General features: G+C 38.5%; 17 protein-coding genes and 2 pseudogenes. 2 read left to right on the forward strand and 17 right to left on the reverse strand.

What is annotated here, in order from left to right:
• Positions 1 to 16 precede the first annotated feature (16 nt).
• Genes ABES02_RS13835 through ABES02_RS13845 form a run of 3 tightly spaced genes read right to left on the reverse strand, consistent with a single transcriptional unit; the run spans position 17 to position 3,451 of the window.
• Complete coding sequence (locus tag ABES02_RS13835; RefSeq protein WP_430135649.1) at positions 17 to 1,765, reverse strand: M28 family peptidase; 1,749 nt, start codon at positions 1,763 to 1,765, stop codon at positions 17 to 19.
• Positions 1,766 to 1,783: 18 nt separating this feature from the next.
• Positions 1,784 to 2,926: a M20 family metallopeptidase gene (locus ABES02_RS13840; RefSeq protein ID WP_430135651.1), complete on the reverse strand. Its 1,143-nt coding sequence runs from the start codon at positions 2,924 to 2,926 to the stop codon at positions 1,784 to 1,786.
• A 39-nt stretch (positions 2,927 to 2,965) separates the two neighbouring features.
• Entirely contained in the window at positions 2,966 to 3,451 is a 486-nt protein-coding gene (locus tag ABES02_RS13845; protein WP_430135653.1) for an Lrp/AsnC family transcriptional regulator, read from the reverse strand.
• 152 nt (positions 3,452 to 3,603) lie between these two features.
• Between ABES02_RS13845 and ABES02_RS13850 the strand changes: the two are divergent.
• Positions 3,604 to 3,765, forward strand: a pseudogene (locus ABES02_RS13850) (site-specific integrase); the annotation flags it as partial.
• Positions 3,766 to 4,265: 500 nt separating this feature from the next.
• Here the strand turns inward: ABES02_RS13850 and ABES02_RS13855 are convergent.
• From ABES02_RS13855 to ABES02_RS13885, 7 genes are all read right to left on the reverse strand, one after another.
• On the reverse strand, positions 4,266 to 5,054 hold the full coding sequence (locus ABES02_RS13855) for an N-acyl homoserine lactonase family protein (protein WP_430135655.1): 789 nt from the start codon (positions 5,052 to 5,054) through the stop codon (positions 4,266 to 4,268).
• Between the two features lie 66 nt (positions 5,055 to 5,120).
• The gene (locus ABES02_RS13860) at positions 5,121 to 6,737 is read right to left on the reverse strand and encodes a class I adenylate-forming enzyme family protein (protein ID WP_430135658.1); all 1,617 of its coding nucleotides are present in this window, start codon (positions 6,735 to 6,737) and stop codon (positions 5,121 to 5,123) included.
• Positions 6,738 to 6,826: 89 nt separating this feature from the next.
• Positions 6,827 to 7,594, reverse strand: a complete 768-nt coding sequence (locus ABES02_RS13865) for an enoyl-CoA hydratase-related protein (RefSeq protein ID WP_430135661.1) — start codon at positions 7,592 to 7,594, stop codon at positions 6,827 to 6,829.
• A 33-nt stretch (positions 7,595 to 7,627) separates the two neighbouring features.
• Complete coding sequence (locus tag ABES02_RS13870; RefSeq protein ID WP_430135662.1) at positions 7,628 to 8,803, reverse strand: acyl-CoA dehydrogenase family protein; 1,176 nt, start codon at positions 8,801 to 8,803, stop codon at positions 7,628 to 7,630.
• Positions 8,804 to 8,842: 39 nt separating this feature from the next.
• Positions 8,843 to 9,436, reverse strand: coding sequence for a TetR/AcrR family transcriptional regulator (locus ABES02_RS13875; RefSeq protein WP_430135664.1), 594 nt, complete (start codon positions 9,434 to 9,436; stop codon positions 8,843 to 8,845).
• A 194-nt stretch (positions 9,437 to 9,630) separates the two neighbouring features.
• Entirely contained in the window at positions 9,631 to 9,831 is a 201-nt protein-coding gene (locus ABES02_RS13880) for a tautomerase family protein (protein ID WP_430135667.1), read from the reverse strand.
• Between the two features lie 63 nt (positions 9,832 to 9,894).
• Positions 9,895 to 11,586 (reverse strand): flavin-containing monooxygenase, encoded by a 1,692-nt coding sequence (locus tag ABES02_RS13885; protein WP_430135670.1) that lies wholly within the window; start codon positions 11,584 to 11,586, stop codon positions 9,895 to 9,897.
• 494 nt (positions 11,587 to 12,080) lie between these two features.
• Here ABES02_RS13885 and ABES02_RS13890 point away from each other — a divergent pair, with 494 nt between their 5' ends.
• Positions 12,081 to 12,560 carry a LysR family transcriptional regulator gene (locus tag ABES02_RS13890; protein ID WP_430135673.1) on the forward strand — a complete coding sequence of 160 codons (480 nt, stop codon included), beginning with the start codon at positions 12,081 to 12,083 and terminating at the stop codon, positions 12,558 to 12,560.
• 841 nt (positions 12,561 to 13,401) lie between these two features.
• Here the strand turns inward: ABES02_RS13890 and ABES02_RS13895 are convergent.
• The 7 genes and pseudogenes from ABES02_RS13895 to ABES02_RS13925 form a co-directional block, all read right to left on the reverse strand.
• Positions 13,402 to 14,586 carry an ROK family protein gene (locus tag ABES02_RS13895; RefSeq protein WP_430135675.1) on the reverse strand — a complete coding sequence of 395 codons (1,185 nt, stop codon included), beginning with the start codon at positions 14,584 to 14,586 and terminating at the stop codon, positions 13,402 to 13,404.
• Positions 14,587 to 14,760: 174 nt separating this feature from the next.
• Positions 14,761 to 15,173: pseudogene (locus ABES02_RS13900) on the reverse strand (Gfo/Idh/MocA family oxidoreductase); the annotation flags it as partial.
• A gap of 224 nt (positions 15,174 to 15,397) precedes the next feature.
• A complete protein-coding gene (locus ABES02_RS13905) occupies positions 15,398 to 16,057 on the reverse strand; it encodes a YesL family protein (protein WP_430135678.1) in 660 nt (219 codons plus the stop codon).
• Between the two features lie 25 nt (positions 16,058 to 16,082).
• Positions 16,083 to 16,613 carry a hypothetical protein gene (locus ABES02_RS13910; protein ID WP_430135680.1) on the reverse strand — a complete coding sequence of 177 codons (531 nt, stop codon included), beginning with the start codon at positions 16,611 to 16,613 and terminating at the stop codon, positions 16,083 to 16,085.
• Between the two features lie 168 nt (positions 16,614 to 16,781).
• Positions 16,782 to 18,080, reverse strand: a complete 1,299-nt coding sequence (locus tag ABES02_RS13915) for an ABC transporter substrate-binding protein (protein ID WP_430135683.1) — start codon at positions 18,078 to 18,080, stop codon at positions 16,782 to 16,784.
• A 294-nt stretch (positions 18,081 to 18,374) separates the two neighbouring features.
• A complete protein-coding gene (locus tag ABES02_RS13920; protein ID WP_430135686.1) occupies positions 18,375 to 19,673 on the reverse strand; it encodes an ABC transporter substrate-binding protein in 1,299 nt (432 codons plus the stop codon).
• 120 nt (positions 19,674 to 19,793) lie between these two features.
• A complete protein-coding gene (locus ABES02_RS13925; protein ID WP_430135689.1) occupies positions 19,794 to 21,425 on the reverse strand; it encodes a response regulator transcription factor in 1,632 nt (543 codons plus the stop codon).
• Positions 21,426 to 21,427: the final 2 nt, after the last annotated feature.

Below are 21,427 nucleotides of genomic sequence, written 5' to 3' on the forward strand. Positions count from 1 at the left end.
TTTCCTATCTTATTAATTATTTTCTAACCTGCTCAACAACAAACTTAACGGTCCGGATTGCTTCTAAAAATAAGTAGTTTACTTTATTGAGATTCCGTTTTAATTCTGTTAAAACGAGATGATATTCATGACTTCCTGCTTTCAAGTCTGCTAATCTCTCACAATTAGCCAGAAGTGGAATTGGCAGCTGTTTCATGGCAGTATCATGCTGAAATCTGTCCCCTTTTACATAATTAAGGGTGACTAAAATATTAGAAAGGTCCTTTATTGTTTTGTTTACTTGGCTAATTTGTTCATTTGAAAGCGGCGAGTCTAGTAAACTGCCAAACTCTGTCAACCATTTTTTCAATTCCTCGATTCGGTTAACCGTTACACTAAAATTCAGCTTGCCATTCGTTTTTCTTTGATAGTCCTTAATATATGTTTCTAGTTCTTCGACTGCTGCCAATTGGCTTACAGGAAGAATCTCAGAGGAACAGGCATCATAAACGATGGATAAATATATTTTGCAATCACGGGCAAGGTTTTCTGGGGAAATCTTGTCCAGTGTATCCTCGGTCGTATGCCACCACCAGCCAAATCCGCCGGCTTTTCCAGCTCCAAATAATTGGGAAAACGCTTCAGATGCTGGATTATTGGACTGCGGCTGTTCGGATAACCCCATAAAAAGTGACGGAACGCCAGGACCCCAGAAGGATTGATCTCCGGCTCTTCCAAATCGAGAACCCTCAAAATCATCTCCGGTTAATTCCTTAATGGACCTTTTGGCCAAATCTCTAGTTTCTGCCATACAATTGGCTTCCGTTAAAATCGTCGCTCCTGTGCCGCCAACTGAATCAATATTAATATGAAGCACACAATTTTCGTGCAGGTCTTCCCAATGTTCATCACAATATAAGGCGGATCCGGCATAACGTCCATGCGAGTGGCCTGACCAGAAGGCAAGCTTTAGGCACCGACGAAGATTGCCTTTGTTATTAGAAAGAATCCGCGCAACCTCCAACATCGTGGCATTTGCTGTTCCGTTATCCATTACACCATAATGCCAAGAATCAATATGACCGCTAAATAAGACATACTGTTTCTGATCCGTATTGGATGGTATGTCAGCAGTAAGAGTTGGAATTTTTCTCCATCCCGTATCCACCTGCGTTTTTAGCCATCCTTGACAATTGGCCTGATTTTTTACAATCTCTTTAATCTTTTGACCATCATGAAAATTGACAGATACAACCGGAATCACAGGCAAATTCTTATAAGTGTCTCGTGTTGGATTTCCCCATACAGGTGAAACAATCATTTCGTGAGTATATTCAGCGTTAATAAAGATGATTGCTTTTGCACCTGCTTGCTGCGCCTGAAGTACCGCACCTGGAATAGCAAGACCATCCAATAAGACTATTTTTCCCCTTACTGGCTGATTTTCATAGTTTGCTGCTACTGCCTTGCCTGCATAAACAATCTCCCCTTCTAACCCTGTTTCATCTGTGGAAACAGCCATTGAATGGGTAATGGATGGGAAGATTTGTCCGTTAACCATTAGTTCAGCTTGTCCAGGAAGGCTAATGTAGGCATCGTTAAAAGTTAACTCCGTTTCTAAGCCAAATTCCTCTAGCTTAGCTTTCACATAATAAAATGCACGGAGCTCTTCATCCGTTCCTGATAGACGAACCTCTGAAGCAATGTTTTGAGTATATTCCATTAATAGCTCCTGATTTACGTCCTGAATTAGTTGGCCTTTAAAAGATTCTAAATTGGTCTTCATCTAAATCCCCCTATTTCCTTAATTAGCTAACTCTTTAATCAACAATGCGAGCAATGCACTTCTTTTAGGCATTTCCGAAATAATAATGTGTTCATTAAGAGCATGAGCGCCGTCCCCTACTGCACCTAAACCATCCAGTGTTGGAGCGAATGGTGCCGTAAAGTTACCATCACTTCCACCACCTGTTTCTTTTTCTTCCAAATTAATACCAAGGTGATCCCTAGCTATTTTTTTTGCGATATTAAATAGGGAAATGACTTGATCTGTTCGTTCAAATGGCGGACGATTAATGCCGCCGGCAACTTTTACATCGACACCAGCAGTTTTAGGTTTAAGATTTTTGATGATAGGAATGATACGTTCAAATTCAGCTTTCGTTTTTACACGTAAATCTATATCTGCTTCAGCCTCTGCCGCAATGACATTAACAGTTGTCCCGCCAGAGATTTTTCCAACATTGACGGTTGTTCCTTTGCTGTAATCGGTTAATTCATGTAAATAAGTAACTTGCTTACTTAATTCTAGAATAGCACTAATTCCTTTTTCAGGCTCCACTCCGGCATGAGCCGCTCTGCCTTTAATATGCAGCTTGAATATTCCCACGCCTTTTCTGGCAGTCTTTAAGGCGCCCTGTTTTGATATCGGCGGCTCTAAAACTAGTACGTATTTACTTTTTTTCGCTTCTTCCTCGATTAGTTTTTGAGATGATGGGCTTCCCAGCTCTTCATCCGATGTACATAAGAAGACGACCTTTTTGTTTAAGAATTGATTTGTTTCTTTCAGTGCTTGCAATGCATATAACCCCTGGACTATGCCGCCTTTCATATCAAAGACCCCTGGTCCATAGAGGATGTCTCCTTCTATTTTAAAAGGAATTTTTTCCTTTATATCACCTTTTTGCCAAACCGTATCATAATGTGTCAGGAGGAGAATCTGTTCTTCACCGCTTCCAAATTCCCCTCTGATATGATTACCATAAAGATCATTTTGAATAATGGATGCTTTCCCGGAAGTTAAATCTTCAAATAAATTAGCAATAAACGATGCAAGTTGATCTGTTAATTCTTTATCCAGTGTAGGTGATTCTTTTTCTACAATTTGTTTTAACGTTTCAAGCATGTCCGCTAGTTTTCCCTTTAGAATTTCTACGATGCCTTGCATGGCGCCCCCTCTTTTCTTGACTCAAATTGTTTGGAAAGCTTATGATCCAACTCCCCAATCATATGTTTGCTTGTAGATTTCCAGAAGCAAGGAAGAATCGATGGATTCAATCCCATCAATTTGGCTTATTTTATTCTTAATAACCCGATAAAGTTCCTCATTGGATGAAGTAATGACTTCTACATATAAATCATAGACACCTGTTGCTGCCGCGACGAAACGCACTTCTGGGATAGCAACAAGTTTTTTTATGATATTGTCTAAACAATTAAGTCGAACCTTCATTCCAAAAATAGTAACACTAGGGCTTCCGGTCTTAAACGGATTAACTACACCTACAATTTTTAGAACTTCGTTTTCTATTAGTCTTTGAACTCGATTTCTCACTGTCCCCACAGTAATGCCCAGTTCTTCTGAAATTTCTGTATAGGAGGTTCTGCCATCGGTTTGTAACCGCTTAATAATCTCAAAATCAAGATCATCCAAATTCGGCGGGGCTTCTTCTACCTTTTTTATGGAACTCACCCTCTTTTGTATAATTTTAAAAATTTCATTTATTTAAATAATAATTTATATATTTTTCAATATCAATAATTAATTTTTAAACTTTTTTAATAATCAGTATGTCATTTTTAAAATACAACCACCAAACGAATCCGCAAACACTTCCATTCCCCAATACACATGCTACCTTATTATTGCAACAAGGAGTACATCCTAAAGTGGTCTCTGAAAGATTAGGTCATTCAACAATCGGCATAACAATGGACACCTATACACACGTTTTACCAAACATGCAAAAAGAAGCCGCTCACCAATTCGAGCAGCTTATAAAATAAGTATATATACCATTTATAAATTCATGTGACCAATTTGTGATCACAGACAATAATTCTACTTTTAACTATACTAAAATTCCCTTACTAACTTCATGAAAATTCCTCAAAAATCCTTATATATCAAGGTTGGCGGTCCTGCGTGGGAATCGAACCCACCAGACCTGGCACGCAGGTCTCAAGCAGTTTTGAAGTTTGCTAGCATCTGTTTTTCTAGTACCTTGTTGTAGCCTAAAGTACTGATAAATCAGGGTTTCTTGCTTTTTGATGTTTCCTTGTGATTTCTAATTTTAAAAATTTGGGCACCAAACATGTCACCAAAAGCACCTAATATTCTTCCATATCGCATCAAAAAATGATCTTAATAAAATCCATAATAAAAGGCCCTGCATTATTTACAGAGCCACTACTTCATTTATTTTTAATACCACACAAAAAAGTCATGTGACTGTTATCAATGTAATATTTATGTGTTGGCTACTCTTCAACTAAAAAATGTTCTATTAATCAGCCCACTCACCATTACTCGGAAATTCTGCAAAATCCTTAGGATCATGGGAAAAATATACAGGTACACCTGCGTTTTCCAGCACGCGAATTCGCGTATACGAGTCTGATAGAATTTCTGTATTCCAATCATACGGCATTGGTGCCATATTTTGATAGGCTTCTTTTAGATGTGCGGTATCTGCCGCAAAACATACAGGACCTCGATTTTCTAATCTGACAATCATGGCTTGATGTCCAGGTGTATGACCAGGGGTCGAAATCAGTTTGATGGTACCATCATGAAATAAATCGACATCTCCATTTACCTGTAAGAAATTAAATCCTCTAGTATCCTTATAATCATTAAAACAATAAACTAAACCTGGCCATGCATCAGGCCACCAAGCATAGCGGAGTTCGTTTTTTTGCACGACAAAGGTTGCGTTTGGAAAATGGCACATTCCTCCTGCGTGATCCAAGTGCAAATGTGATTGAATGACATACTTGACATCATCTAACTTATAACCTAAATTTATTAACTGACGATCAATGGCATCTTCTCGTGTCATTTTGACGCCGAATGCCTCACGCATTCCAGGACCCCAGTACTTTGCTGCTGCCTCGGGATCAGCAACATTAAAATTGATTCCCGTATCGTATAGAATGACACCCTGCTTTGGGTGTTCCAAGATATACACACTGGACGGGACATCGATTTTTCCAGTAGCCCCTGTCATTAATATTCCTTTCTCAACATTTAAAGGACCACAATCAACCGCCGTAACTCTTACTCCTTTAGTCATGATACGACCTCCAAATAAAATGATTTTTTAAAAAAATTATTTTAATAACGTTTTCAAGTCGATCTTCTACTTGGTACTGCTACTAATTTGTTCGATCCTTTTCCTTAACTCTACCTTGAGCACTTTTCCCATTGGGTTTCTTGGTAGAGAGTCAATGAATTCGACGTCTCTCGGAACCTTAAAATCGGCCAATCGTTCCTGGCAAAATAGGATAAGTTCTTCAATGGTGGCATTTGTTCCGGTACGAAGTACGACAAAAGCCTTGATGTCTTCACCTAAATTCTTATGTGGCTTTGCCACAACCGCGACTTCGAGGACAGCGGGATGCTGGTACAGGCAATTTTCAACTTCCAAACTGGAAATGTTAAATCCTCCTCGAATGACGATATCCTTTTTTCGATCCACATGAAAGATGAATCCATCTTCATCCCGAAAAACTAAATCCCCACTATGAACCCAATTATCACGAAGTGTTTCTTGGGTTGCCTTATCGTTCTTAAGATAGCCCCTCATATTAGCAGGAGAACGATAACAAATCTCTCCCACCACATGTGGACCTACTTCTTGAACGTGCTCATCGACAATTTTTACTTCAACCAATGGCATCGGTTTTCCGACAGAACCCAATTTTCCAAGTGCATATTCACCCGACAAATAGGTTCCAGTAGGACCTGCTTCCGTTAAACCATAAGTTTGCCGTAATTCTATCGATGGAAAAACCTTATATAAGTCCATGATGACCTGCTTCGGCATAGGAGCACCGCCATAATCCAGTAATCGCAAAGAATTCAACTGATAATGGCGGATCTTACCAGATTCCAATAAAAAGGTATAAACGGCTGGTACCCCTACATATACAGTGGTTTTTTCTTCTTCCATCGTTCGTAAGGTTTCTTCCACATCAAATTTTCGGTCCATCACCATGGTGGCACCCTTAACAAGGACGGAAAATAAATTAAAATGACATCCCGAACTAGTAAAGAACGGAAAGGCACTCTGGTAAACATCCGAATCTGTTAAGCCTAGTGCTTCTCCTACTGAGAAACCAGTCGCTACTGCACTAGCATGGGTATGTATAACCCCTTTTGGATGTGCGGTTGTTCCAGAAGTATAAAGTATACTCGCATCATCTTCTTCATTCACCAATATAGCAGAAAAGGTACGAACGTCTTCTATCAGTTTATGAAAAGATAATAATTGAAAATCTTCATATGAAGAGAAAGACTCTGATGATGCATCATCAATAACAATGATACGGCGAAGTTGAGGACATTTGCTTGCGATTCTTTCAATCTTGGAAACAAGATTAGCTGAGGTAATAATGGTGGGTGCTTCGCAGTTCTCTAAGATGTATTGAAGTTCTGGCTCAGAATATCTTGTGTTGATGGGGACAATGACACCGCCTATTTTTTGAGCAGCATACAAACTAAGGATACATTCCATTCCGGACTCGTTGTCGAGAAGTATGGCAATGGGATCACCTTTTCGAATGTTCACCTTTTGAAATGCGGCCGCCAAACTGTCAGTTAGTTGGTTGAGTTCCGCATAGCTCAGTCGCATTTTCTCTCTTTTCCTTCCACTCCAGGCTACCACGGCGGTTTTATCTGGTTGTTTTTGTGCGTGGTATCTCAAAATGTTCGGAATGGTTCGATGCTGAAAAGAAGATGGCAGCGGCAGGCTCATCTACACTCCTCCTTCAATTAAAAGCTTATATATAGAACCTATTTTACAATTGTGATATTCCTATTTAAACTCAACATCACACGCTTTTTCTATTTACCAATAAAGACTGGATCTCTTTTTTCAAAAAAGGCACGAACGGCTTCTTTTGAATCTTCGTAGCCTGATAGTTCACCGGACAATCCCTGCTCAAATTTATACCCCTCTTTCAAGTCCATATATTCAATCGTATTGAGACTCTTTTTAGCCATTTTGATGGCAATCGGGCTCTTTTTCGAAATTTTTCTAGCAATCGCTAGGGCTGTATCGAACAACTGCTCTTTTGGTACTACCTCCAGCACCGCTCCATACTCCTTCATTTTCTGAGCAGACATCGGCTCCCCTGTATAATGCATGTAGCGAACAACCATTTGCGGGACCAATCTGGAAAGATGTTTCGCTCCCCCCATCACGCCTACATTGATCTCCGGCAAACTAAAGGAAGCATTTTCTGATGCCACGAGAATGTCACAAACAGAAGCATAAGCAAGTCCAGTTCCAGGAGCAAACCCATTAATGGCGCCAATAACGGGGACTCTGCAATCATAAACGGACCAAAAACTCTCACGAACCTGTTTCATTCTTTCCGCTGCATTCTCTGGTTTCATCGTTAAAAATTCATTTAAATCATTTCCGGCAATAAAGGCTTTTTCACCTTCTGCTCGAAAGATGACCACTCTGATATCATCTCTTTGATTAATAGAATGAAAAGTATCCGTGATTTCCTGGTAGGCTTGTGCATTAATCGCATTGACCGGCGGACGGTTAATGGTAACGACCCCAATATGTTCTTCTTTTACTTCCAACGTAACAAATTCCATTTGTAATACCTCCTTCACCTTATACACTCTTCGTTATTGTAATAGTTGTTGAGAAATGACAATCCGCTGAATTTGATTCGTTCCTTCAACAATTTGTAAAAGCTTTGCCTGCCTAAAATAACGTTCTGTTGGGAACTCTTTCATGTAGCCAACTCCTCCAAGCAGCTGGATCGCATCTGTAGTGACTTTCATGGCGGTATCAGTAGCAAAGCATTTGGCCATGGCGCCATACAACGGACCACCTGGTTCACCGTTATCAATGACAGACGCTGCCTTATACACCAACTGCCGTGCCGCTTCAATCTGCATCGCCATATCGGCCATCATCCATTGAAGACCTTGGAATTGAGAGATGGGTTTACCGAACTGTTTTCTATCCTTTGTATAAGCGATGGCTGCATCCAGTGCTCCTTGTGCCAACCCAACCCCGATCACGCCAACAAGCGGTCGTGTTTTGTCCAATGTCTTCATGGCAATCTTGAAGCCATCTCCCTCATTACCCAGTCTGTTTTCAACCGGAATAACCACGTTTTCAAAATACACTTCGCAGGAAGTAAGAGCCCGAAAACCCATTTTGTTTTCTTTTTTACCGATGATCACCCCTGGTGAATGTCTATCAACAACAAAAGCGCTGACACCTTTCGCCCCTTTTGAAGGATCAGTTTTGGCAAAGACGCAGATTAAATCGGCGACATCCGCATAAGAGATAAATCTTTTCGATCCATTAAGGATATAGTTCTCTCCATCAAAAATCGCTTTTGTTTGCATCCCTGCCACATCTGAACCGGCATCTGGTTCCGTTAAGGCAAAGGATACTCTTGCGGCACCACTTGCGATTTGAGGAAGAAAGCGTCGCTTTTGCTCTTCATTACCACCAACCACAATCGGCATCGCTCCCAATTCCTGGGTTGTAGGAACCATTGCAGTATTGGCGCAAACTTTAGCCAGCTCTTCGATGGCCACACACATGGTAAGCAAGCTTCCTCCTCCCCCATTATAGGCCGTGTCATAGGGAAGACCTGTAATTCCTTGTTGATTCATCATGCGGATCAACTCATCAGGGTAATGACCACTTTCTTCTATTTCTCCAGCCAATGGTGCAACCTTCTCCTCAGCAAATCGGCGAACACTCTGCCTAATCATTTCTTGTTCTTCGGTCAAAGAATAACTGTGCCTAATGTCATGTTCCTCTGAAACTTGATTGCCCATCCTGCTACCTCCTGTAAATAAAGAAATATTATGAATCGATCAAGACTTTCCTATCCCATCCTTAATGAAGGAAATTAATTCATCGATGAACTCATCCGAAATTTCTTGTTGTTCCCATAAAACCCACTTCATACCAACATAATCCACAATCCCCATCAGGCTATACACAAGAAGCTCTGGATTGAAGGTCTTGATTTCGCCTTTTTCCATTGATTCTCGTAACCCACTAATATAGCCTTTTGAAAACGTTTCGAAATAACTTCGATGAAGTTCCACATCTACAAATTCCGCTTGACGGAAAATTCGGAATAAGTATTTATGTTCCTGCAAAAAGCGAAAGAAGATCTTAAAACCGGCTCTTTCCAATTCGATGCGGTCTGTGATCCCGATCGTTCCTTTTTTGATTTCTCTTCTCATATTTCGCTGCATGCTCATGACTAAGTCTCTGAATATTGCTTCTTTCGATTCAAAATAAGTATAAAAAGTTCCCATGGCCACTTTTGCATGCTGAGTGATGTCAACAATACCTGCTTGATGAAATCCTTTTTCTCCGAAGACGATTTCCGCTGCATCAAGAAGTTTTTGTTTGGTTTTCATGCCCCTTTTAGTTTTGGGTTCCAAATTTTTATCCATGATGTCACTCTTTTCATAAAACTTGAAAGTTGAATCAAGTTTTATTTCAATTTTAACAATCATCTGAATTTGCGTCAATTAATTGTCTGAATCTTTCTGCTATTATCTTGGTTATAGAAAAACCAATCCCAGAAATTGCGAGATTATGAATTTTTGGGATTGGTACTTTTGATCAGTTATTTTCTCTCAAACTATTATTTCGCATTTTGGAGGATACTTTGAATGGACTTACCTCCAATCCCCCAGTTCTCCCGTTCTACTTCCTGAACCACGACAAAAGTGGACTCTGGCTTACTCCCAAGCACTTCCTGTACGACTTTTGTGACTCCACTAATCAACTTTTCCTTTTGTTCATTAGACGTACCGCTTAAAATTTGGACATTTAAATATGGCATACGAAAATCCCTCCAATTAAATAATTTTTATTTATATTTTTCCTATATTAAAGTCTCGGTATGTTATTGTAAAAGACTTAAAGCTGTCGTTTTTGTCTGGTCAGTTAAGGTAAACCCTTTGTAGCCTAGTACAGCCGAAGTATTACATTGTCTGCTATAGTTTGGAAAACCACCGATATACATCAAACTAACACGCGGTTTACCTTCAATGTTTGCACCCATATACCAACTGTCGGCCTTAGGTAATAGCGTTCGATTCGCCATCTCCGCACTGTGCTCGACCCACTCACTCTCTGCCTCAATCGTTGGCTCAATACAGGTAAGATTCTTTTGTTCCATATGTTCAAAACAGTCACCGAGCCATTTTACCTGATACTCGGATAGCAGAATCGGTTGGTAGAACGCTCCAGGGCTTCCTGGTCCGTCTAGCATGAAAAGATTTGGAAACTCAGCGACCATCAGGCCCAGATAATTTCTTGGTCCGTTTACCCAATGATCGTTGAGAGATTTACCGTTTCTTCCGCGGATATCGATCCTTGTCATCGCTCCGGTGACCGCGTCAAATCCGGTAGCAAACACAAGACTATCAAACTCATATTCTTTTCCATCTACGACAACACCATTAGGAGTAATTTCTTCGATCGGCGTTTCTTTGACGTCTACCAAGGCAACGTTATCACGATTAAACGTCTCTAAATAGCCATTGTCCGCAACCAAACGTTTCATTAGGATCGGATAGCTCTTTGGTATTAGTTTTTCTGCAACGGCAGGATCATTTATTCGTTCACGCATCTTTTCCTGGAAGAATTCGATAAGCGTATCATTTGCCTCTTTAGTGGTAAAGATGTCTGGGAAGGTATTATAGTAGCTTAACCCGCCTGATTGATAGCGTCGCTCAAAATCTGCTCTACGCTCCTCAGGTGATACCTCTAAGGCTAACTTCTTATTTGGCTCTGCCGGACTAAAATCAAGGGCGATATACCCACCAAAGGCTTTACGCTCTGTCCTTCGCCATTTACCATAATTCCCCTTTACTGATTTCCGATATTCTGGTGTCATTGGACAGTTTCTTAATGGCACAATATAGCCAGGAGTGCGCTGAAACACGACCAGCTGCGCTGCCTGTTTAGCAATAAATGGAATCGATTGAACACCTGAAGAACCTGTTCCGATTACTCCTACTTTTTGACCGGTAAAGTCTACACCTTCTTGAGGCCATTTGGCGGTATGATACTGCTTCCCCTTAAACGTTTCGAGACCTTTAAAGTTTGGTTTGTTAGGTGCTGACACAAAACCCGTTGCCATAATACAGTACCTTGCCCTGACTTGATCACCACGATCCGTTTGGATGACCCATTGGTTTGTTTCTTCATCAAAAATGGTTGAATTTACTCTCGTATTTAGTTGGATATCTTTGTTCAAGTCAAATCTATCAGCAACATGGTTGAGGTAACGCAAAACCTCTGCCTGGGAAGGATATCTCTCCGTCCATTCCCATTCCTGCTGGAGCTCATAAGAAAAAGAGTAAGAGTATTCCACACTTTCAATATCAACCCTTGCCCCTGGATAACGGTTCCAATACCAAGTGCCCCCTACACCACCGGCTGCATCATATACTCGTACTGAAAAACCCCGCTCGTTGCGAAAATGATGAAGCGCATACAAGCCGGCAAATCCAGCTCCCACGACCACAACATCGAAATCTGGATTCTGGGCATTGTTCTTTAATTGCTCATGTGAATGATTAAGTGTCATTTTTACGTCCTCCTTTTGTTAGATAAACATCTTTTACAAAAAAATTTCCAATTAGTTCTAAAATGTAAGCACTTACATTTTTCTAAGTAGTAAATTCCAAAGTAACTCCCTCCTATAGGTATTGGAATAAAAACTAACTAGGTTCAAAAAAACTTCTGCAAATGATGGAATCTGACACTTTTTTAATGATCTTCGGTCCAGGTTTGGAAAATGAGGGAAATCAGGATGTCTTTTAAGTTGAAAGGTGATTCAAGTTTTACTTTTTTTCATTTTAACAATGGTTCTTTATTTCGTCAACTAGTTTTCTTATTTTTTTAAAAATTCAGATTTGTATATTATTGTGGTATAATTAAAGATAAACAATTTTTAAGAAAAGTCTAATATAATAGATAATAAAGATAAAGTTAATGATACCTACATATCTGTAAGTTTTAATTACATAAAAAGGATAAGGAAAGAGTGAAATGAATTTTAAATAGGAGATGAAAAATAAAATGCACATTGAGCAGCTTGAATATGTTATTGAGGTGGCAAAAAAAGGAACAATCTCTAAAGCAGCTGAAAGCTTACATGTATCTCATTCTGCTATAGGTCAAGCTATTACAAACTTCGAGTCTGAACTTGGAATACCTATTTTTAAACGCTCTCGTTCAGGAAGCATTTGTACAGAGGCAGGAGAAACTGTACTAAAATTGTCCTATGAAATTATGAATAAAATTACTGAGCTGAAAGAAATTGGACAACATTCAAATCAGGTAAAAGGCAATTTGTCTATAGCTTCCTCTCCTATTTTTTTCTCAACGTTTCTCCCTGAAACTTTGAACACTTTTAAAAAGGATTTTCCTCATGTTCAAGTTGAAATTAACGAAAATAGCACTGAAGCTATTATAGAAAGTGTAAAAAATCACCAAATTGATCTTGGTTTAATTTTCGGATCTGCGGAAACTCTTAGTGAGGTTTCTCGCTTATTTTGATTATTCGAAATGAAAAATTCGCCAAAAAAGTTTGGGAGGATATTTTTTTCAATTACGAGAAAGGAGAGATCTTATTCTATTCCAATAACGATGATGTAATTAAAAATGTACTATCAAATAATTTAGCAGTGGGTTTCTTCACAGATTTAATGGAACAAGACCCTATGGTATTAAAAGGAGACATTCGCCTGATTCCTTATATGGACAAAATAAACATGCCAACGCTACATTTGATTTGTATACAACCCAAAAATAAATATTCCACTGTTGTAGAAAGAGAATTCATTAAGTACACAATGATGAATTTAGATTCTTATAAGTCGAACCCTTAAGATTTGTTTTTTGCAATGGATATATAATCCACCAGATGGATTTCATTGAGGGATTTGTGGAAGACACCTTAGATAATGTATTTTAATAGGATTCCATGAAGCATGAAAAGAAGAATAGTACTTAAAGTGGACCGGACAATAAAAAAGACCGAGTGCCCTCTGGTCTATGTAAGAAAGGAATTCGTCAGAATCCTTGATATAACTGAGTTGGCGGGACTGCGTGGGAATCGAACCCACCAGACCTGGCACGCAGGTCTCAGGCAGTTTTGAAGACTGCTGGAACCTGTTTTTCTAGTATCTTAATGTACTCTCAAGTACTGATATATTAAGCTTTCTCACTCTCTAGTGTTTTCTTGTGATTTGTAATTTTAAAAATTTGGGCACCAAGCATGGCACCAAATCCAAAAAGAATAACCCGACAGGACTAACATCTGTCGGTTTTCTTCGGACATTTTTAATTTATATCGGGTTTCCACCAGGAGGAATCACAATAGACTTTTTAAATCTTTTTAAATACTTGGTACCAACACATCCTGTTTAATTGTCAAACTTAACTCCGGAATATCTAAAAAATTCTTTATTGCTAGAGCATACGCGCCCATTACACATGCATTTGTACCGAAATCGGAAATGAATATTTCTTTATAATTACTAATCGAAGTTTTTAAATTTGATTCAATTATACTCATTGATTCAGGAAACAGTTTTAATAATTCACTATTTAACACCAGTGTTTCAGGATTTAGTATATTAATAATATTATTTAGGCCGATAGTTACATACTTTGTAAACTCATCCATTTCAGTTATAACTGCTGGGTTTCTTACCATAACAAGATTTTTGATATCCTCGTAGGTCAAATTTGGTTTATCAATTTTTTTAGATAGATTTTTAAAAAAGCTAACTTCAGAAGCATATAGCTCCCAACAACCGGATTTACCGCAATTACAAGGTTTTCCATCAGGAGAAATAATCATGTGGCCCATTTCTCCTGCGAATCCATGATACCCTTTTACCAGTTCTCCGTGGATTAAAAATCCTAGGCCTATTCCGGAATACATATTAATACTAATTAGGTTCCTACTTTGATGGAAATTAAATACTTTTTCTGCAAATGCACATAAATTTGCATTATTTTCAACATAAACGACTGTATTTAAATTTTTCTCGAGGTCACCCTTTAAGTCCTTGTTATACCACGTATGTTGTGGAACAAAAGAGATGGTTTCGTCATTCGTCACCGTTCCATGAATTCCAATAGCAACACCAACAATTCCAAAACGACTATGAGAAAATTTTTCTTGGTATCCTCTAATTTTGATGATTAAGATATGAAGAATCTCATCATAGTTCGAATCCTTTATTTCTACATAATCAGAATAAACCGGGGTCCCCTTTAAATCAGATACAGTAAATGTAATATTCCGATAATCCAGATCAATTCCTAAAGCGTAACCAGCATACTGATTAAGTGAAAGCATAATCGGCTTTCTTCCAACATTGTTATACTCTTGGTGAGATTCTATAATTAACTCTTCCTCTAATAAATCTGCTACCTGTGCAGAAATTGTTGCCTTTGTTAATTTAGTAATATTTGCTAAATCAGACCTCGAGATTATCCCTTGTTTAATAATTTTACTTAATATCAAGCTTTTATTTACCTTCTTAAGATAAGCAGCAACACCAATTTCCATAAACGCTCACCCTACTTTTCAAATAAAATATCCAACCTTCAAATTCTTTTAAAACACTTCCAAATTTTGATCCAGTCCATACTGCTAAAGCTAGTATAGGCAAAAGCCGCTAAAACATAATGACACCCAATGTCTATCCAGGGTGGCATTTTCAACTAACTAATTTTTGAGGGTACCATTTTGGAAAAGACCATGGATTTTACGAAAGTTTGGATCAAAACGGCGGTTAAATCCAACTTGAATCTTTACTCCCGCTTTCTCAACAGCCTCAAGTGCTTCTTCCGTTTCTCTATTGAGAAGCTCACTGGTTTTTCACAGAAAAAATGTTTTTCTGCTGCAGCAGCTTCTTTAATAATCGTTGTGTGTGTATTTGTTGGTGAACAAATAAATACGGCATCAATTTCGGGATCATTTAATATTACGTAATAATCTATCGTTTACACTTCGATATGTTTTTATTTTGCCCAAGCATCAAGATGATAAACTACAACATCTGATACACTTTTTACCCGGATCTCTGGAACAACTCGTAAATTATCTACGTGAAATTTGCCAATCCGTCCAACTCCTTTTATCCCTGCAGTTATGTCACGTGAGTGTCCTCTTCTAGTAATCTAGTATTGTTAAAGCTGTCAAAATGTATAGTTAAACGCTTTCCTATGTTTTAATATTACGATTTTCCCTACTAAACTCACCAATTCCCCCAAAAACACCAGTTAACACAGAGCGTGATAGTTTTTTGTTTTTACAAACAGAAGGCATTAATAAGTCCCCTCCTCACCATACCTCGTGAATGTAATTCCTTTTAAAATCATGAAACAATACGATTAGATGGTGCTGCCACACGTAAACGAAATTTCTTGCTCTCTAGTTTGCTGAAAGCCTTGTGGGCTCCCCAAGTTAAAAACAATGAAAAACTGCTACCACTGAAAAACAACATTAAACCCGGAACTTTCAGAAAAACAAATCCAATCCCAACCATCCCCAACACTAGGAAAAGAGTGAAAACAGGATGCAAAAAGCCTATATAAAAGGATTGCTTCAAATATTGGAGCAGCTTTAAATCAAAATGGCAAAATACCGGGAATATATAAATTAACATCACGCCATATACTATTGCTAAATTAACGGTGAGAATCTTGGCGATTTGCAAGAGCGGTACATCACCCTTTGTAAAAAACATTAAGTTTGCAAGTAACAGTGCACCAACGGAAAAGAGAATCGCAGATAAATAAAATATCTTCCTGAAATCGGAACGAAATTGAGTCAGAAAGGTACGAAATACAGGGATATTATCTTCACCAATTATCCATTTACGAGAAATGGAAAACATGGCGGAGGTAGCTGGGCCAAGCCCAAATATCAAGAGGCCTAGAAGTGTAAACGCAATCCATAAAACATTTAGATACGCCAATCTCATGATCCAAACACATGCTTTGTATATCAATCCATAAAATCCAGAAAGTTCCATATAATTCCCTCCATTATAATTACTTCTAGTTTTTGTCAGCTAAATACTTCAATACTCGAATGGCATTCTTTTTATTTTTGCTGTACTCGGGAAGAATCGCCAGCAATTTGAAATTGGGAGGTACCTTATGTTTTGAGTAGAAATCTTTTCTTATCGGAACAGCATACAAGTGAACCTCTCCGGATTCCTGATTGGTTACCTGATACGATTTTGCTCCATTAGGAAGCTTCTTTCCTTGGTACACCGTCTCCAAAGGTGTTAACCCCTTTTTGTGTAACATTCGGGTGATAGTCTCCTCATTAGCTACATAAATATCACCGTTCCTGGAAGAAAGTTCTCCGATCAATTTCTCCATAGTAAAGGGATAAAGCTGTAAATCAACTGGACTGCTATCTTCAAATACATTACTGATATCTTCCTTTAATCTGGCTTCCTCTGTTGGAAGAACGCTAGAAAAAAATAAGATTGTTAATGGTTTTTCTCTCTTTTCATTACAACCAACCAAAACAATCAGCAAAAAGACAAACAAAGTTCCCATCCGTAAGACTCGTTTCATCTTGCAACACCTTCATATGAAAGATTTACCCTAATTATAAAACGCTTACAAACGAAGACATATACGAAGGATGTATAAATTCTTTCAAAATTCACTGAAAAATAAAGTGTGTTGTATCAATAAAAAGAAAAAAGAGACCGCGTTTATCATCGCGATCTTTTTCTCCTTTTAATTTTTTATTGTTTCTTTCCATTTGTTCAATAGTTCTTGATATGCTTGATTTGCTTTTATCCGTCCGAAAATGTATTCCTGTCCTACCCTTTCAAATTCTTTAGTGAAGTTTCCAAAACCTTGAGGTCCACCGTTGAATGGGTTTGCATCTGGTGCCGTTTCTTTAATCAAATCTACTTGCTTTGTATCCTGTTGAGAGAATTTTGGTGTTAAATTATCAAGTACCTGTTTAGAAACAGGGATTCCTCGGGTGGTTCCTAAAATTTCCCCAGCTTCTTTATCGTTAATAAAGAAATCAATAAACTTTTTTGCTTCTTCTACGTTTTTGGATTGAGAACTAACAGACCAAAACATGGATGGCTTCAGATATCCACTTGCTTGCTTTCCTCTAGGTGATTTCGCAAGTTCATAGGCTCCTGGAGAGACACTGTCAAAGGCAGGGTACTCTGCGGCAAATGCTCTTTTCATTAAAACTGTTCCACTTAGTAGTAAATCTTGCTTTGGATCAAACAATTTTTCCGACACGCTGACTTCAGGAGGAGGGACAACCCCTTCTTTTCTTAAATCAGAAAAGATCTTGCACCATGATAACCATGTCTCTTTGTCAATATTGGCTTTGCCTTCAGGTGTAGACAGAGAACCCTTTCCTTGTCCGAACTGATACTCCTCATACACGCCTCGATCATACGTCAAATCCTTAAGGGCATATTTCCCTTTAGGAAGCTTTGGTTGAATTTCTCTTGCCATTTTAAACAATTCATCCCAGGTCCAGTCCGACTTAGGAAGCGGAAGTCCCAACTTTTCTAAAGCCTGCTTATTGTAAATAATCCCAGTCGCGTTATTCCCTAATGGAACCGCATACAATTTATCCTTATATTTTCCTGTATCTAGTAAGTTTTTGTCCATGTCACTTACTTTAATCCCAGAAGATAAATCGGCTAATTGATTGCGTCCCGCATATTCCTGTAAATATTGCGCATCCATTTGGATAATATCCGGTGCATTCTTACCCGCAGCCTGGGTGGCTAGTTTATCCCAATAACCATCCCATCCCGAAAATTCAGATACAAAAGTGACATTGGGATGTTTTTTCGTATAAAGATCTAACACCTTTTTCGTCGCATCATGTCGATTTTGCGCTCCCCACCAAACTATTCTCAATTTCACAGCATCAGACTGGGTACCTTCGGCAGACGACTCTTTTATTGATGAGCCGGAGCTGCAAGCCGTGAGCAATGTCATAGATAGCGCCGCAAGAGTTATCCCTATTTTTTTCCAATATTTCCTGGTTTTCATTAACTAATTCCCCCTTGTAGAATTTAATGAATCTACCTAAATTATAAAACGCTTTCATCAAGGGATATATAAGAAGGATGCACAATTCCTTTCAATAATCACCAAAATTGAATACGATTACATTTTAATAAATCTATTGGATTTGGACCTGTATGCTTTTTAAATAGAGTGCTAAAATAGGGAACATTTTTGAATTCTACTTTTTCTGCTATTTCATAAATTGAGTGTTTTCCACAGGCTGATCAAAGCAAAATTAAATGGCATGAATCCAGTTCAATACCGGACTCATGCCTTTTAATTTTTTATCGTTTCTTCCCATTTGTTTAATAATTCTTGATAAGCTTGATTTGCTGGTATTTTTCCAAACATGTCTTCTTGTCCAACTTTAATAAATTCTTTATCGAAGTTTCCGAATCCCTTCGGTCCACCGTTGAATGGGTTTGCATCTAGTACTGTTAATTTAATCAAATTTACTTGCTCTAGATCCGCTTGAGAGAATTTTGGTGTTAACTCGTCGAGTACCGGTTTAGAAACAGGGATTCCTCTCGTGGTACCTAAGATTTCCCCAGCTTCTTTATCGTTAATAAAAAAATCAATAACCTTTTTTGCTTCTTCTATATTTTTGGATTGAGAACTAACAGACCACAACATGGAAGGCTTCAGATATCCACTAGCTTGCTTTCCACTTGGTAATTTCGTAAGTTCATAGGCTCCTGGAGTGACACTTTCATAGGCAGGGTACTCTGCCGCCAATGCTGTTTTCATTATTACGGTTCCATTTAATAGGAAATCTTGTTTTGGATCAAACTGCTTTTCCGAGACGCTTATTTCAGCAGGAGGAACAACCCCCTCTTTTCTTAAGTCAGAAAAGATTTTACTCCATGCTAACCAAGTCTCCTTGTCAATATTGACCTTACCATCCAATGAAGTTAGATTACCCTTTCCTTGACCTAACTGATACGTCTCATAGAAAACGCGAGAAGAAGTCAAATCTGCAAGAGCATATTTCCCTTTAGGAAGCTTTGGCTGAATTTCTCTTGCCATTTTAAACAATTCATCCCATGTCCAATCCGACTTAGGAAGCGGAAGTCCTAGCTTTTCTAAAGCTTGTTTATTAAAGATAATTCCAGTTGCATTATTACCTGCTGGAATCGCATACAACTTATCGTTATATTTTCCTGTATCAAGTAAGTTTTTATCTAAGTCACCCACTTCAATCCCGGATGATAGATCGGCTAATTGATTGCGCCCCGCATATTCTTGTAAATATTGCGTATCCATTTGGATAATATCCGGTGTATTCTTACCCGCTGCCTGGGTAGCCAGTTTATCCCAATAACCATCCCATCCCGAAAACTCAGATACAAAATTGACATTGGGATGTTTTTGCGTATAAAGATCTAACACCCTTTTTGTAGCATCATGCCGTGTTTGCGCTCCCCACCAAACAACTCTCAATTTTACAGCATCAGACTGAGAACCTGCATTATCTAGTTCTTTTGTTGATGAACTGGATCCGCAAGCCGTGAGCAATGTCATAGATAGCGCTGCAAAAGTAATCCGCCACTTTTTCCAAGAGCTTTTTGTTTTCATCTACTCACTCCTCCTAGTAAAAATAAATGAATCCGCCCAGATTATAAAACGCTTTTATCGAGGGAGATATAAGAAGTATGTACAATTCCTTTTAATAATTAATAAAATTGAACTCTTATTTTACTTTACCAGGTCAGTTGGATTTAGACCGGTATGCTTTTTAAATAGGGTGCTAAAATAGGGAACATTTTTGAATCCTACTTTTTCTGCTATTTCATAAATCAAGTATTGTCCTTCTAGTATCATGGCCTTGGCTTTCTCCATCCGAACTTGCGTAAGATACTGATTAAAAGAGATTCCTGTTGCTTTTTTAAATATCTGGCTAAGGTAATTTCTTGAAATATAAACTTGATTAGCTAAATCGTTCAAGGTGATATTCTCACTAAAGTGCTCATGAATATATTGAATCATAAAATCAACGGCTTGCTTATGCTTTAAATTTTCATTCCATTGCCGATTTCCGCAAATCTCTTCGATTTTATTCATCAGCCATTTTTTAAAATCATCTTGTGTTTGTATCACTGTCATTTCTTTTTTGAGATCGATTTCCGGAAATATTTCATCTAGAAAAATACCCACATCATATAGCGAGTACGATAAAATCCCCCAGATTTCTGTCCCTAAACGATGCAGCAATGAAGGCGAAATACCACCATGGAGCTGCATTCGGTCCATATACTCCTGAATCTTTTCATAAGCGACCTTCTTTTGTGAATGACGAATCGCTTCTACAAGTTGCTGATAAAATTGAATCGGGCGAATTAACTGATTTTGGTTCTTCAACCGGTCTATATCTTCACCTCTATTTTTAAATTCAAACAGGTTGAAGCCCGAAAGCTCAACAGAACCTTGGGTTGATAAGCTATAGAAGGCTTCCTCTGTGGAATCCGCTATTTCCTGCCAATGGTTCTTTACGGTTCCAATGCCAACGTAAACGGTTAGGTTAAACTCGGCTTCCATTTGTTGAATTATCTTCTTTCCAAACATCCGAAAACGTGAGGTAGTCTCCTCATGAATTGCACTAGGGTCTACATGAATCCATAAAATCATTTGATGGCTGTGAAGTTCGATGACTTCACATTCCAGACTTTCCTCCTTAATCAACTCATGAATCATCCGTTGGATAGAAAACCTTCTTCCATTGGAATCATTCAGTTTCACATCACGCTCAGCTGCCTTTTCAATCATTTGCAGACCAATCACGACATGTTTATTGTTTTCCCATTTAAACTTATAATTTGTAATTTGCGGCATATTCTCAAAAGATAAATCACCCACACCAGTTGCTACTGACTTCATCCATTCTTTTACCACAAATGGCTCATATAGCATAAGTTTTTTTTCCAGCTCCCCAAGCTCGAATCTTTTCATATTTTCCTGTTCTACTGTTGAAATCACAGATTGCAAAACTTCTTTAATTGTCTGGACAGTGACCGGCTTGGAGAGATAGTCTTGTACATTCAGACGAAGAGCATGTCTTGCATATTCAAAATCAGAGTATCCACTCAAAATAATAATCTTCCCCTCAAACTGCTCATGCCTCAACTTCTCAATCATGTCTAATCCATTCATGACAGGCATATAAATATCAGTCAGGACAATATCCGGCTGTGTCTCTCGAATCAATTCCAGCCCTTGTTCTCCATCCATCGCTTCCCCGGCCCATTCCGCCTCAAGCTCCTCCCAAGGTATAACTCGTTTCATCCCCTGAAGAACTTGGCGGTCGTCATCAATGATTACAATTTTGTACATCG

It is taken from the genome of Neobacillus pocheonensis, from assembly GCF_050477905.1.
GTDB classification, from domain to species: Bacteria; Bacillota; Bacilli; order Bacillales; family Cytobacillaceae; genus Neobacillus; species Neobacillus pocheonensis_A.

Excerpts from the sequence above, each read along its gene's own strand:
- ABES02_RS13875 (WP_430135664.1), bottom strand. The coding sequence starts at position 9,436 with ATGGATAAAAATTTGGAACCCAAAACTAAAAGGGGCATGAAAACCAAA.
- ABES02_RS13895 (WP_430135675.1), bottom strand. The coding sequence starts at position 14,586 with ATGGAAATTGGTGTTGCTGCTTATCTTAAGAAGGTAAATAAAAGCTTG.
- ABES02_RS13915 (WP_430135683.1), bottom strand. The coding sequence starts at position 18,080 with ATGAAAACCAGGAAATATTGGAAAAAAATAGGGATAACTCTTGCGGCG.
- ABES02_RS13840 (WP_430135651.1), bottom strand. The coding sequence starts at position 2,926 with ATGCAAGGCATCGTAGAAATTCTAAAGGGAAAACTAGCGGACATGCTT.
- ABES02_RS13890 (WP_430135673.1), top strand. The coding sequence starts at position 12,081 with ATGCACATTGAGCAGCTTGAATATGTTATTGAGGTGGCAAAAAAAGGA.
- ABES02_RS13885 (WP_430135670.1), bottom strand. The coding sequence starts at position 11,586 with ATGACACTTAATCATTCACATGAGCAATTAAAGAACAATGCCCAGAAT.
- ABES02_RS13905 (WP_430135678.1), bottom strand. The coding sequence starts at position 16,057 with ATGGAACTTTCTGGATTTTATGGATTGATATACAAAGCATGTGTTTGG.
- ABES02_RS13925 (WP_430135689.1), bottom strand. The coding sequence starts at position 21,425 with ATGTACAAAATTGTAATCATTGATGACGACCGCCAAGTTCTTCAGGGG.
- ABES02_RS13855 (WP_430135655.1), bottom strand. The coding sequence starts at position 5,054 with ATGACTAAAGGAGTAAGAGTTACGGCGGTTGATTGTGGTCCTTTAAAT.
- ABES02_RS13860 (WP_430135658.1), bottom strand. The coding sequence starts at position 6,737 with ATGAGCCTGCCGCTGCCATCTTCTTTTCAGCATCGAACCATTCCGAAC.
- ABES02_RS13870 (WP_430135662.1), bottom strand. The coding sequence starts at position 8,803 with ATGGGCAATCAAGTTTCAGAGGAACATGACATTAGGCACAGTTATTCT.
- ABES02_RS13910 (WP_430135680.1), bottom strand. The coding sequence starts at position 16,613 with ATGAAACGAGTCTTACGGATGGGAACTTTGTTTGTCTTTTTGCTGATT.
- ABES02_RS13835 (WP_430135649.1), bottom strand. The coding sequence starts at position 1,765 with ATGAAGACCAATTTAGAATCTTTTAAAGGCCAACTAATTCAGGACGTA.
- ABES02_RS13865 (WP_430135661.1), bottom strand. The coding sequence starts at position 7,594 with ATGGAATTTGTTACGTTGGAAGTAAAAGAAGAACATATTGGGGTCGTT.
- ABES02_RS13880 (WP_430135667.1), bottom strand. The coding sequence starts at position 9,831 with ATGCCATATTTAAATGTCCAAATTTTAAGCGGTACGTCTAATGAACAA.
- ABES02_RS13920 (WP_430135686.1), bottom strand. The coding sequence starts at position 19,673 with ATGAAAACAAAAAGCTCTTGGAAAAAGTGGCGGATTACTTTTGCAGCG.